This is a genomic window from Enterobacter cloacae complex sp. 277I4, assembly GCF_050031465.1.
In the GTDB taxonomy this organism is placed as follows: domain Bacteria; phylum Pseudomonadota; class Gammaproteobacteria; order Enterobacterales; family Enterobacteriaceae; genus Enterobacter; species Enterobacter cloacae.
Genome location: NZ_JBLGWC010000001.1, coordinates 3,388,484 through 3,401,648, shown reverse-complemented (window position 1 = coordinate 3,401,648; position 13,165 = coordinate 3,388,484). Strand labels below are relative to the sequence as shown.

At 54.5% G+C, this 13,165-nt stretch carries 12 protein-coding genes and 1 riboswitch; of the genes, 6 read left to right on the top strand and 6 right to left on the bottom strand.

Translation table 11 applies throughout. From position 1 onward, the window contains the following. Positions 1 to 106: 106 nt before the first annotated feature. Together ACQG19_RS16650 and ACQG19_RS16645 are read left to right on the top strand one after the other, a co-directional pair. Positions 107 to 1,348: an MFS transporter gene (locus ACQG19_RS16650; protein WP_020690161.1), complete on the top strand. Its 1,242-nt coding sequence runs from the start codon at positions 107 to 109 to the stop codon at positions 1,346 to 1,348. Between the two features lie 16 nt (positions 1,349 to 1,364). Continuing rightward, positions 1,365 to 2,798: a glycoside hydrolase family 32 protein gene (locus ACQG19_RS16645; protein WP_058661370.1), complete on the top strand. Its 1,434-nt coding sequence runs from the start codon at positions 1,365 to 1,367 to the stop codon at positions 2,796 to 2,798. A 75-nt stretch (positions 2,799 to 2,873) separates the two neighbouring features. Here ACQG19_RS16645 and ACQG19_RS16640 read toward each other — a convergent pair whose 3' ends face one another. Both ACQG19_RS16640 and ACQG19_RS16635 read right to left on the bottom strand, forming a co-directional pair. After that, a complete protein-coding gene (locus ACQG19_RS16640) occupies positions 2,874 to 3,368 on the bottom strand; it encodes a hypothetical protein (protein ID WP_246932226.1) in 495 nt (164 codons plus the stop codon). 234 nt (positions 3,369 to 3,602) lie between these two features. Further along, complete coding sequence (locus ACQG19_RS16635) at positions 3,603 to 4,430, bottom strand: YadA C-terminal domain-containing protein (protein ID WP_222168763.1); 828 nt, start codon at positions 4,428 to 4,430, stop codon at positions 3,603 to 3,605. Positions 4,431 to 5,102: 672 nt separating this feature from the next. Further along, positions 5,103 to 5,199, top strand: a riboswitch (TPP riboswitch). A gap of 36 nt (positions 5,200 to 5,235) precedes the next feature. On the opposite strand from ACQG19_RS16635, the gene thiM reads away from it, so the two are divergent. From thiM to ACQG19_RS16620, 3 genes are read left to right on the top strand one after another with little or no spacing between them, the layout of a single operon-like run. Beyond that, complete coding sequence (gene thiM, locus ACQG19_RS16630; RefSeq protein WP_222168764.1) at positions 5,236 to 6,006, top strand: hydroxyethylthiazole kinase; 771 nt, start codon at positions 5,236 to 5,238, stop codon at positions 6,004 to 6,006. Further along, complete coding sequence (gene thiD / locus ACQG19_RS16625; protein ID WP_013097912.1) at positions 6,003 to 6,803, top strand: bifunctional hydroxymethylpyrimidine kinase/phosphomethylpyrimidine kinase; 801 nt, start codon at positions 6,003 to 6,005, stop codon at positions 6,801 to 6,803. The genes thiM and thiD overlap by 4 nt, the downstream gene beginning before the upstream one ends. A gap of 42 nt (positions 6,804 to 6,845) precedes the next feature. Further along, positions 6,846 to 7,592, top strand: a complete 747-nt coding sequence (locus ACQG19_RS16620) for a GntR family transcriptional regulator (RefSeq protein WP_047351619.1) — start codon at positions 6,846 to 6,848, stop codon at positions 7,590 to 7,592. Here ACQG19_RS16620 and ACQG19_RS16615 read toward each other — a convergent pair. The 3 genes from ACQG19_RS16615 to ACQG19_RS16605 are packed head-to-tail and all read right to left on the bottom strand — an operon-like array spanning position 7,566 to position 10,794. Then, positions 7,566 to 8,519, bottom strand: a complete 954-nt coding sequence (locus tag ACQG19_RS16615) for a PfkB family carbohydrate kinase (RefSeq protein WP_038979523.1) — start codon at positions 8,517 to 8,519, stop codon at positions 7,566 to 7,568. The genes ACQG19_RS16620 and ACQG19_RS16615 overlap by 27 nt on opposite strands. Further along, positions 8,516 to 9,520: an ADP-ribosylglycohydrolase family protein gene (locus tag ACQG19_RS16610; protein ID WP_040022486.1), complete on the bottom strand. Its 1,005-nt coding sequence runs from the start codon at positions 9,518 to 9,520 to the stop codon at positions 8,516 to 8,518. Before ACQG19_RS16610 ends, ACQG19_RS16615 begins: the two co-directional genes overlap by 4 nt. Then, entirely contained in the window at positions 9,517 to 10,794 is a 1,278-nt protein-coding gene (locus ACQG19_RS16605; RefSeq protein WP_013097908.1) for a nucleoside permease, read from the bottom strand. The genes ACQG19_RS16610 and ACQG19_RS16605 overlap by 4 nt, the downstream gene beginning before the upstream one ends. Positions 10,795 to 11,046: 252 nt before the next feature. Between ACQG19_RS16605 and fbaB the strand changes: the two genes are divergently transcribed. Beyond that, complete coding sequence (gene fbaB / locus ACQG19_RS16600) at positions 11,047 to 12,099, top strand: class I fructose-bisphosphate aldolase (protein WP_008500869.1); 1,053 nt, start codon at positions 11,047 to 11,049, stop codon at positions 12,097 to 12,099. Between the two features lie 46 nt (positions 12,100 to 12,145). Here the strand turns inward: fbaB and yegS are convergent, their stop codons facing one another. Next, a complete protein-coding gene (gene yegS / locus ACQG19_RS16595) occupies positions 12,146 to 13,045 on the bottom strand; it encodes a lipid kinase YegS (protein WP_139936621.1) in 900 nt (299 codons plus the stop codon). Positions 13,046 to 13,165: the final 120 nt, after the last annotated feature.

The window sequence follows — 13,165 nt, the reverse complement described above, 5'->3', positions numbered from 1 at the left end:
GTTAACGTTAACTTTCGTGATTAACATCATGAATCTGATCCAAACCGCATGAGTAGCGCTCAATGTTAACGTTACCATTTTGTCATTACTCCAACATGAGAATGTCATGATGAAAACGCATCACTCTCACAGCTACCCCTTATTGAGCGCATTACTGTTTTTCTTTTTTGTCACCTGGTCTTCTTCCGGCTCTTTGCTTTCCATCTGGCTCCACCAGGAGGTGGGCTTAAAAGCGGGCGACACCGGCATTATCTATGCCGTGCTTTCTGTCTCCGCGCTTTTCGCTCAAATCTGCTATGGATTCATTCAGGACAAACTTGGTCTGCGCAAGAACCTGCTCTGGTTTCTGACCAGCCTGCTCATTCTTTCTGGTCCGGCCTTTTTGCTGTTTGGTTATCTGCTGCAGATTAACGTTTTACTCGGCAGTATTTTCGGCGGGATTTATATCGGCCTGACGTTTAACGGTGGGATAGGGGTACTGGAGTCCTATACCGAGCGTGTCGCCCGCCAGAGCCAGTTTGAGTTCGGCAAGGCGAGGATGTGGGGATCGCTTGGCTGGGCGGTGGCAACCTTTTTCGCGGGACTTCTGTTTAACATTAATCCGAAGCTGAACTTCGCTGTCGCAAGCTCTGCAGGACTGCTGTTTTTTGTTTTGCTGGCGCGTCTCAGGGTCTCTTCCGCCCCGCACGCCATGCAGGAAGCGGTGTCAGGCGGTAAAGTCACGCTGGAAGATGCATTGCGTCTGCTGACGCTGCCGCGGTTCTGGGCGCTGGTATTTTTTGTTATCGGCACCTGTATTTATGGCGTTTACGACCAGCAGTTCCCGGTCTATTTCTCCTCCCAGTTCCCGACGTTACAGGAAGGAAACGCCATGTATGGCTATCTCAACTCCTTCCAGGTTTTCCTTGAGGCGGCGGGCATGTTCTGCGCGCCATGGCTGGTGAATCGCCTTGGCGCAAAGAATGGCCTGATTTTTGCGGGAATGGTGATGGCGATGCGTATGGTGGCTTCGGGGCTGGTTGAGGGGCCGGTACTGATCTCCATTACCAAGCTATTGCACGCGGTCGAACTGCCCGTTTTGCTGGTCTCAATTTTTAAATACAACAGCTTACATTTTGATAAACGGCTCTCTTCCACCCTCTATCTGGTGGGCTTTGCCTGTACCAGCTCAGTGATCGCCTCGGTCCTGTCGCCGCTGGCGGGTTACAGCTATGAGAAATACGGCTTCGCCCAGTCCTATCTCATTATGGGGCTGTTAGTTTTCAGCACCACGTTTATCTCCATCTTCCTGTTGCGCTCGGGTAAATCCTCTTCAGACCCGCTCATGCCGCAACCTTCCACCATCTGATCGAAAGAGTAGAGAAATGACGTATTCAATTACTAAAGCAGAGCAGGAACTTCAGTCCAGACGCGAAGGGCTCAATCTGCGCTGGTATCCGCGTTACCACCTCGCTGCGCGCGCTGGCTGGATGAACGACCCAAATGGCCTGGTCTGGTTTGACGGTTGGTATCACGCTTTTTACCAGCATCATCCGTACTCCACCCAGTGGGGGCCTATGCACTGGGGCCATGCGCGTAGCAAGGATTTAGTTCACTGGGAACATCTCCCCGTTGCGCTGGCGCCAGAAGGGCCTGAAGACAAGGATGGCTGTTTTTCCGGATCGGCGGTGGTGGATGGCGATACGCTGGCGCTGATTTACACCGGACATAAATTCCACGGCGATCCTGATGACGAGGCGAATCTCTACCAGGTGCAATGTCTGGCGACCAGCCGTGACGGCATTCATTTTGTCCGGCAGGGAATGATCGTTGATACCCCGCCAGGTCTGCATCACTTCCGCGACCCGAAAGTGTGGCGTGAAGGGGAGAGCTGGTACATGGTTGTCGGTGCACGGGACGGTGAGACGGGTCAGGTGCGTGTATATCGTTCTGCCAATCTGCGTGAGTGGCAGGATATGGGCGTGCTGGCGGTGGCTGAAAAAGAGATGGGCTACATGTGGGAATGCCCGGACTTTTTCATGCTCAATGGCAAACGCGTGCTGATGTTTTCGCCTCAGGGGATGGCCGCTGAAGGATTCAAAAACCGTAATCTTTTCCAGAGCGGCTATCTGTTGGGCGAGTGGCAGCCCGGGCAGCCTTTTGTGCGGGAAGGTGAGTTTGTGGAGATGGATCGCGGGCATGATTTCTATGCGCCACAAAGTTTCCTCACGCCTGATGGTCGCCGCATCGTTATCGGCTGGCTGGACATGTGGGAATCCTCCCAGCCGGAACAGGAGGACGGCTGGGCAGGCATGCTCTCTTTACCGCGCGAACTGACGCTCAGTGCGGATAACCGTCTGCAAATGCGACCGGCCAGAGAGATCGAAGGCCTGCGGGGAGCGTGGTTCCCCTGGCCGGTTAGCACGCTTAACAATCAGCAGATGACTCTGCTGGAACGCTGCGACGCGATGGAGGTTATTCTCCAGTGGGATTGTGCCAATAGCAGTGCCGAGCAGTACGGCATGAGTCTGGGAGAGGGGCTGCGCGTCTACGTGGATGCTCAAATGCAGCGTCTGGTTCTTGAGCGAAACTATCCGCAATATGGCCTGTGCGGGACACGAAGCGTCGCGCTGAACCTGGATAATACGCTTAGTCTGCGTCTGTTCTTCGACAGTTCATCCGTGGAAGTTTTTGTCAATGAAGGCGACGCGTGTTTAAGCAGCCGAATTTATCCTGAGGCAGGGCGAAGGGAAATAAATTTATTCGGCTGGGGTGGCTCAGCGTTATTATTCGAAGCCGGAGCCTGGCAGCTGGAGTGACGACTTCCCGTTCATTCGCATGGTGAGTTTGCAATAAAGGGGCTGCCACCCCTTTATTGTTGCCGGTTTAGATCATCATTTTGACAGCTGGCTGTTCACAACAATTCCCTTTTCAACCACCAGCGTTAAGGTATATCCCTGTTTATGCCATTTACCGTTGTTTGGTTTCCATCCTTGCCCCAGCAGGAATGCCGCACCGTCATCGATGGTACCGTTCATTACCGCTTCGGCCTCGCGGGAGAGCTGTTTTAAATCACGCGATTGACTTTTATCTGAATTTGCAGTGCATTCGCCGTTAGCTTCCTCAACCTGCGTACATCCTGAATAAGCAAGCTCTTTTCTGTGCTTATGTGTCATTTGTGCATGTTGCACCGCATGAGCCGCATTCGCAAAAGCCGCATTCATCGACGCGTTGCTGATCGCTGCCTGGCGTTGTGACTCTGCGAGATAACAGGTGTCTTTAGAAATGCCTTCATTAAGACACTCCTGCATCCTTGACGCCTTTGTTGCACATCCACCGAGAAAATACGCTATGCCGAGTATGACTACAGTAAATATCTTTTTTTTCATTACGCCAATGTCTCGATTTTAATATATGCTGTGATGATAATAACTGTCATTAAAATAACTATCACCGCTAATGATCAGTAAATGATTTTAATTTTACACCCCAGTAGATCATTTAATTGCGCTCTTGCTTTGATATAAACAAAGCATGTCATTGCAAGAGCAGGTATCTAAATTATTTCAGGAATTTAAACGCAACTTGCGATTAATGGTTTTACTCTGTGTGGTTGTTTTTAATTACCAGCCAAGCCCTATACCCGCCCCTACAGCATAATCGTTATTCGTTGTGGTGGTGACACCCGCTTTCACAATGGCATGTTCACCCGCATGGAAGGACGCGCCTACCGCAACGGCGCTTTCGTCATGAAAAGTCCCGGCACCCGCACTCACCATAAACGTTTGATCCCGCTCGACTTGCGGCATTGAAGCGATAGCAACGGCACCGGCGATTCCACTACGGGACTCTTTTTTATTATCGTCCACGTCGTCTTTAAGGCTTTTAAACTGTGCGTTAGAACTTTTTTGCTGCTGAATAAGCATTTGTCGGGCCGCGTTGAGCTCCTGTGCTTGCCCGGCTGTTTGCGTAGTCAGCGTATTGATCTGTTTAACGGCGGCTGTATCAGTGACATTACGGGTGATAATCGTCGTCACGCCGTCTTTGCCCGGACGGCCATCACGACCATTAATGACCTGGTTGTGTTGACCGTCTAAATGTGTTGCCTGCGCGGTTTGCAACGCCGTTACAGAACCATCAAAAGAGGTTTGTATTGGGTCAACCGCAATTTGTTTCACGGGAGTTTTCTGCGGCGGCAGAACAGGCGTGGGCGCCTGACCAGGCTCAATATGCTGCCCGTCCAGGTGAGGGGCTAATAATACTGGCTGTGGTGCAACCGGTGTTTGTTGCGTCGGCAGGGTAATAACAGGTGTGGCAGTAAATTGCTCATTCTTTGCGGAAATATATGCGTCCCCCCAACTGGATGTAACCGGCGAGGTAGAGGCAAGAACTGCTGTGCCAGGAACAGAAGTTAAAATAAAAACAGATACGGCGGTTTTAATACATTTCATTTCCAAACTCTCATCAATAAAATTATTTCGCTATCCTGGCGGGAGGATATAACGTCTTGTTATATTTAATTTAAAAAAGGAGGTTACGGTGATTTTTTCTAAATCACTTTTTTTGTAACGCGCAGCAACTATCCCGGATATTCACGTTTTATTTATTGATCTTCATCAATACTGGCACGCATGGCTAAAAAGGGGAGTTTGAGAGCGGATTGATCTACTCATTATAAAACAAGGAGTTAATTTTTATGGGGATTGACGGGCGTTCTTGGGTAAAACTAAGAATACATTAATCTTGCTTATCTGTTTTCGTCAAAAAATTAAATTTTTACGCCTGTTTAATTAATTTATTTAAAGCGTCTTTTGGTTTTTCTTTCTATTGATTTCGTTATTTGTTTTGAATGAAACTTTTATGATTGCCTCTGCAAAATATTTTCCACATGAAAAAATATCATGTTGTAACGGTTTAAAAACAACGAATTTATCGTGTTTAGGTAACAATGATTTAATTATCGCGAAACGTATAGCTAAAAAATACAGGAATGATCTCCCTACGATAAGCTGCGGCCACATGCTGCATGCGACTGGACTTGTAGAAACCCCTTGCACCGTGGCCTTCGCTACGGTTACACTAAATTCAAGCAAATGTTTGTATCTAGCTATTTGTTTTAAAAGTATTTTGACTCGGGGTGCCCTTCTTTGTGAAGGCTGAGAAATACCCGTATTACCTGATCTGGATAATGCCAGCGTAGGGAAGTCAGATGCCTTCCCTGGTCATCGCTTCTTCACGCAAGGCAGGAGCGAACCTATGCAGCCTGACCTGCTCGATTTACACGTTTTACATCACTTCCGAACCCGTTCCCCGCTCACGCACTGTATGACCAATGATGTCGTGCAAACCCTTACGGCCAACGTTCTGCTGGCGCTTGGCGCTTCTCCGGCAATGGTGATTGAAGCCGAAGAGGCCGAGCAGTTTGCCGGAATGGCCGATGCGCTGCTGATTAACGTCGGTACCCTCACCACGCCCCGCGCGCAGTCGATGCGTCGGGCTATTGAGAGCGCGGTGGCGGCAGGCAAGCCCTGGACGCTTGACCCGGTTGCGGTGGGCGCCCTGGCGTTCCGTACCCGCTTTTGTCATCAAATCCTTGCCCTGAAACCAGCCGCCATTCGCGGCAATGCGTCGGAAATTCTCGCCCTTGCGGGGATGAGCGCAGGGGGACGCGGTGTCGATACCACCGACACCGCCGCTGCCGCTCTACCCGCCGCGCAGGCGCTGGCTCGCCAGACCAATGCCATTGTGGCAGTGACGGGGGAGGTGGATTACGTCACCGACGGCCAGCGCACCCGAATGGTTGCGGGCGGCGATCCGTTAATGACCCGCGTGGTGGGCACCGGGTGTGCGCTCTCGGCGGTGGTGGCGGCGAGTTGTTCCCTGCCGGGGGAGCGGCTGGATAATGTTGCCGCTGCCTGCGGATGGATGAAGCGTGCCGGAACGATCGCCGTTGCGCAGTCTCAGGGGCCGGGCAGCTTTGCCAGCGCGTTCCTTGATGCGCTGCATAACCTGGAGGCACAGGCATGAAACGAATTAATGCTCTGACGATTGCCGGTACCGATCCAAGCGGCGGTGCCGGTATCCAGGCCGACCTGAAAACGTTCTCCGCTCTTGGCGCTTACGGCTGCTCGGTGATCACCGCCCTGGTGGCGCAAAACACGCGCGGCGTGCAGTCGGTCTACCGTATCGAACCTGATTTTGTCGGTGCACAGCTGGACTCGGTATTCAGCGATGTGCGCATCGACACCACCAAAATTGGGATGCTGGCAGAAACGGATATCGTCGAAGCGGTGGCCGAGCGGCTGCAACGTTATCAGGTGCAAAATGTGGTGCTGGATACGGTGATGCTGGCTAAAAGCGGTGACCCGCTGCTCTCTGCCTCTGCTGTTGAGACATTGCGCAAGAAACTGCTGCCGCAGGTGGCGCTGATTACGCCAAATCTGCCGGAAGCGGCCGCACTGTTAGACGCGCCACACGCGCAGAACGAACGTGAGATGAAAGAGCAGGGGAACGCCCTGCTGGCGATGGGGTGTGGCGCGGTGCTAATGAAAGGCGGCCATCTCGATGACGAAGAAAGCCCGGACTGGCTCTTTACCCGCGACGGTGAACTGCGTTTCACGGCCCCGCGCGTGCATACCAAAAATACCCACGGTACGGGGTGCACGCTCTCTGCCGCGCTGGCGGCGCTGCGTCCACGGCACAACAGCTGGGACGATACGGTACGCGAGGCCAAAACATGGCTCTCGGCCGCGCTGGCAAAAGCCGATACTCTGGAAGTGGGTCACGGTATTGGGCCGGTTCATCATTTTCATGCATGGTGGTAAGCCAGTATACTGGCAGGAAACACCACGCCTGAGAAAACAGAGATGGAACAAGCGCATACCCGGTTAATCGCTAAACTGAATGAACGGATCGCCGCGCCCGACAACATGCCGCTGTATCTGAAATTTGCCGAAACGGTAAAAAACGCGGTACGCAGCGGAGTGCTGGAGCACGGGAATATTCTGCCCGGCGAGCGCGATCTGAGCCAGTTAACCGGGGTGTCGCGCATTACCGTGCGCAAAGCGATGCAGGCGCTGGAAGAAGAGGGCGTGGTAACGCGCGCCCGGGGTTACGGGACACAGATCAACAACATCTTTGAATATTCGCTCAAGGAAGCGCGCGGGTTTTCCCAGCAGGTGGTGCTGCGCGGTAAAAAACCTAACACGCTATGGGTGAATAAACGGGTGGTGAAGTGTCCGGAAGAGGTGGCCAGCCAGCTGTCGGTACCCCCGGACAGCGAGGTATTCTTGCTTAAGCGCATTCGTTACGTTGACGATGACGCGGTGTCGATTGAGGAGTCCTGGGTTCCGGTTGAGTTAATTCATGACCCGGACGCAATTGGCATCTCGCTGTACGACTACTTCCGTAGCCAGAATATCTTTCCGCAACGCACCCGCTCCCGGGTCAGCGCCCGGATGCCGGACAGCGAGTTTCAGGCGCATATCAGTATGGATGACAAAATACCGGTACTGGTGATCAAGCAGGTTGCGCTTGACCAGCAGCACCGGCCGATTGAGTACAGCATCAGCTACTGTCGCAGCGACCTATACGTCTTTGTGTGCGAGGAGTAATGCCTCGCGCGTCGGCGCGCAATCCCCGCCGCGGTGGCTGACCACCCAGGCCGCCACGGCATTTCCCAGCGTCACGGCATCCGCCAGACGCCATCCTGCCGCCAGACCGGCAAGCGTACCGCCCGCATGGCTGTCGCCTGCGCCAATGGTATCGACGACGGTGGCGGGAAACGCAGGAACATAACCCGATGCGTCGCCTTCATACCAGGCTGCGCCATCTTTGTCGTGACGAATAATCAGCGCGGCGCCATAACGGTGCTGCCACTGCACGCCTAAGGTATCAACGTCCATGCCAGCGCGCTCTGCGGCAATCTGCGCCTCCTGACGATTGAGCGACACGATAGGTTTCAGGGCCATGATCCGCGCCATCAGCGCGTCGGGAATATCAGCAATGCGGGGGCCAAAATCGATAAACGCGGTGACGTTTTCCAGCGACTCCAGCCAGCGTGTGAGCAGTTCGCCCGATGGCGATGCCAGCTGATAGCCGGACAGATACACCAGGCTACCCGGTGGGACGTTCAGCCCATCCAGCCAGTGCGGCTGCCACTGGTTCTCCACGCCACTAAACGACATAAAGGTGCGTTCGCCGTCAGGCTCTACCAGCGCCAGACACCAGCCGTTATCGCCCGCTTCGGCCTCCACGGCGCTGTGCAGATCCTGTCTTGCCATGGCGTTACGGATGATCTCCGCCCATACGCCGTGGCCGACGGGCAGGGCGTTTTGCGCCGCAATGCCGAGCCGCTTCAGGGCGATGGCAATATTCAGCGCACAGCCGCCGATATTCACCCCTTGTTGTTTCAGCTCGATATCGCATCCGCGCCAGGGCAGGGCGTACGCGTCGGCGATCACGTCGATGACCGCCGCGCCCAGCACCGTGACCGGGCGTGTGGCCTGTAATGTTTCAAGACGCTGGGCTAACGTACTCATACGCCCTCCCTTTGCTCCCGGTAGTGCAGCAGTTTTTCGCAATAGTAGTCAAAATCGAGCCGGTTTTCGGTATCGAGTTCATCCTTCAGCGCCGGGTCAATTGCCTGCACGCCGTGCAGTGCCCCGCAGATGGCCGTTGCCATCGCCCCGATGGTGTCTGTATCACCACCGAGGTTGGCGCACAAAATCGCGCAGCGGTTAGGGTCCGTGCCGGCCAGCTCCACCATCGCAATCGCCGCCGGAACGGACTCAATGGTGCTGGTGCCCGCACCAATAAGCTGATAAACCTGCTCGCTGGCGGAGTCGATGCCGTGTGCTTCCCGCACGGTCTTAAGCGCCAGTTCAATACGAGCCGCCAGCGAGGCGCTGAAGGTGGTGGTATTCGCCTCCTGTGCGTAGCGGGCAATGCCGGGCAGGGCATCGACGATGTTCTGCCAGCGCTCGCCGTCGATGGCGCGCGAAACCGCCCAGGCAATCACCACGGCCCCGGCGATGGCGAGGTCCGATTTATGCGTCGGGCTGGAGGCCAGCGCGACCTGCCCGACAAAATGTTCCAGCCGCGTCGCCGGTAGCAGGCAGCCCAGCGGGGAAGCCCGCATCGCCGCCCCGTTGGTCACACCGTTGTTGTCCAGTTCACTGACGGGTTTGCCGTCGCGGATGGCGTTAAGCGCGATTTTTGAGGTGGGACCCAGCACGTTTTTATTAAAGGCATCGAAATCCAGCGCCCAGTTCAGGATGTGTTTGCCGATGACATCCGCGTCAATCTCCCCGTCGCATTCGATAATTGCATCGGCCAGGCACAGCGCCATCGAAGTATCATCGGTAAACTCCGCGCGCTTAAAATAGCAGGCCGCGTTATTCTCTGCCGGGCCGGGTAAGAAGCGGTCGATCCAGCCGAAGTGCGCTTTTACGCGCTTTCTTGGCCACAGCTCGGAGGGCATACCCATCGCATCCCCTAACGCCTGCCCGTAAAGAGCACCGAGAATACGTTCTTGTTTCATTTAACTTCCCCTTGTGTCAGCGCAGCATCGCCATCAACCACCTCAATTGCGGTGATCTCTTTGTCCGATTCGCGGAAAAACAGCATAAACAGCACGGCGATCACGGCAATCATGATCGCACCGAATGTCCACATTCCGGCCCAGTTGAAGGTCAGCCCATTCACCGGCTCTTTGTAAGCGAACATTTTTTCCATCATCACGCCGCCCAGGCGGTAACCCAGCAGGCTACCAAAGCCCTGACAGCACAGCGTAATCAGGCCTTGCGCAGCCGTACGCATATGCGCCGGCGCTTTTTTATCCACGTAGATATACGCGGTTACATAGTAGAAGTCGTAGCTCACCCCGTGCAGCAGAATGCCGAGGAACAGCAACGCATAGGTGAAGTATTGTTCCGCGCCGCCGTAAACAAAGAAACCGTAGCGGATGGCGGCCGTGAGCAGGCCCAGCAGTAAGACCTTCTTAATACCAAAGCGTTTAGTGAAGAACGGCAGCGCCAGCATAAAGAAGATTTCAGAGAACTGGCCGAGCGTCATCCAGCCGGTGGCGTTTTTCATCCCCACTTCGGTGAGATAGCCGTTGGCGAAGATGTAATAGAAGGCCAGCGGCATCGCGAACAGGAAAGAGCAGAAGAAGAACACCAGGAAGTTTTTGTCGCGCAGCAGGATCAGCGCGTCCAGACCGAGCATCACTTTGAAATCCAGCTTGCCTGTACTTTTCGGCGGCGTATTCGGCAGGAACAGGGCAAACACGCCCAGCAGGGCGGAGCTGGCTGCGGTCATCAGCAGCGGAATATTGGTATCAGAGATATCGCTATAGCCCAGCATCTGCGGCAGGAACCCGCATGCCAGACCGGAGGCGATCCAGCCGATAGTGCCCATCACGCGAATACGCGGGAAATCGGCTTCTACGTCATCGACGTTGGCGAAGGCAATACTGTTGGTCAGCGCAATGGTGGGCATATAGGTAAGAGAGTAGGCCAGCAGCAGCGGGAAGAAGGTGCTGAACTGGGTTTGCTGTGCGGCGAAGTACATCAGAATGGCACCGGCAAACATCAGAACCGCCAGCACTTTCTGGGCGGCAAAGAAGCGGTCGGTCAGCGAGCCGACGAGAATAGGCGACAGGATCGCCGCAATGGCCGTACAGGCATAGGACCAGCCAATCTCCCCCGCGGTAAAGCCGCTTTTGCTCAGCCATAGCCACAGCGGCACAAACCACGCTCCCCAGATAAACCATTCAACAAACATCATGAATGACAGTTGGACTTTCGTTTTCATTGTTTAATCCTGCATGTCAGTGAGAGTACGCCTTTAACATACCATTCAATAATACCTTTAAAATACCTTTGCGGTGATTGTTTGATCAATGTAACAGTTTTGTTGTACACGAATCGAGCCAGCAGATTGTGCTGAAAAAAAATGCAAATGCTGGAAAATCTGTTAAGTCGGTACCAGGCTTAGTCTGCCCATAAAAATGTGGGTCTGGATAAACACTCACCGACATGACGTCGGAATTACGGGAGCATCGCTATGACTGATATTGCGCAGTTGCTTGGCAAAGACGCCGACAGCCTTTTACAGCATCGTTGTATGACCATTCCAGCCGACCAGCTTTATCTGCCCGGCCACGACTACGTTGACCGCGTGATGGTGGATAACAACCGTCCACCGGCCGTGCTGCGAAATATGCAGACGCTCTATAATACCGGGCGGCTGGGCGGTACCGGGTATCTCTCGATTCTGCCGGTTGACCAGGGCGTTGAGCACTCGGCAGGCGCCTCCTTTGCAGCCAATCCGCTCTACTTTGATCCGAAGAACATTGTTGAGCTGGCGATTGAAGCGGGCTGTAACTGTGTGGCCTCTACCTATGGCGTGCTGGCGTCTGTTTCACGGCGTTATGCCCACCGCATTCCTTTCCTCGTCAAACTGAACCACAACGAGACGCTCAGCTACCCAACCGAATATGACCAGACCCTCTACGCCAGCGTGGAGCAGGCGTTCAATATGGGCGCAGTAGCGGTTGGGGCAACGATCTACTTCGGCTCTGAGCAGTCCCGTCGTCAAATTGAAGAGATTTCCGCTGCCTTTGAACGCGCCCATGAACTCGGGATGGTGACCGTGCTGTGGGCGTATCTGCGTAACTCCGCGTTTAAAAAAGACGGGGTGGACTACCACGTCTCAGCTGACCTGACCGGTCAGGCGAACCACCTGGCCGCAACCATTGGCGCTGACATCGTGAAGCAGAAAATGGCCGAAAATAACGGCGGCTATAAGGCGGTGAACTTCGGTTATACCGATGACCGTGTCTACAGCAAACTGACCAGCGATAACCCGATCGACCTGGTGCGCTACCAGCTGGCGAACTGCTACATGGGACGCGCCGGGCTGATTAACTCCGGCGGTGCGGCGGGTGGAGATACTGACCTGTCTGACGCGGTACGCACGGCGGTTATCAACAAACGCGCAGGCGGTATGGGGCTGATACTTGGCCGTAAAGCGTTTAAGAAATCGATGGCGGACGGCGTGAAGCTGATCAATGCGGTTCAGGATGTCTATCTGGACAGCAAAGTGACGATCGCCTGACGCCTCACTCTCCCTCTCCCTGTGGGAGAGGGCTGGGGTGAGGGGATTAGCGCAGAAGCACACAATCCGGCGGCAACCGGCACTGCAGCGCGCCGGGCAATACCTCTATGCGGAAATGCTCCCCGCTCAACGGTTCCCCATCCAGATTAAACGTCATCCCGTGCGGGGCATTCACTTCGAACCACGCGGATTTTCCGGCAATAATGTTTGGGCTCTCTTCGGGCTGCGTCAGTGTGGTAAATAGCGCGGGCAGCAGGCCGTCGCCGGTGAAAATACGCAGCTGAAGCTGACCGTCATTAATCAGCGCCTCCGGGCAAAGCTGCTGCCCGCCGCCTGCCTGACGACCGTTGCCAATGCCAATCACCAGCGCGTCTCCCTGCCACTGGAAATCCTCGCCGCGAATTTCGCAGCGGTCAGGCTTGAGGGTGTCCATACGCATCAGACCGTGGATCAGATAAGAGACACCGCCCAGCGCCGCTTTGAGTTTTTCCGGCGTTTCGCTGGTGATCCGCGTGCCGAACCCGCCCGTCGCCATGTTGATAAAGCAGGTTTTGTCATTCACCTGCGCAATGTCCACGGCGGTAGCTTTGCCAAGGATCGCCAGTTGCAGGGCTTTACTTAACTCCTCCGGAATGCCAGCGCTGGTGGCAAAATCATTGGCGGTACCGAGCGGTAAAATGCCCATCACCGGGCGGTCTTCGGTGTGCAGGTCGACAAGCGCAGAGGCGATCTCATTGATGGTGCCGTCGCCGCCGCCGGAGATGATGGTCTCGACACCCAACGTCAGGCCTTCATGGATGTACCGTGCCGCGTCGCCTTTTTCCCACGTGACCCGTACATGGATCCGCGCCCCGTCTTCCCGTAAATCAGTGATTACCTGACGCAGCAGATCGTTGCCTGCACTTTTACCATTGAGAATCAATAAACTGTCTGGATAGGTTGCCATCCTCGCTGCTCCCTTTTTTAGCGTTAGTAAGAGTGTATAGCAGTGCGGAAAAAAGCGGGTAAGAACAGGATGAAAGGGAAAAATAAGGCCGCCAATTTTATCTGGAGGCCTTTCCAATTT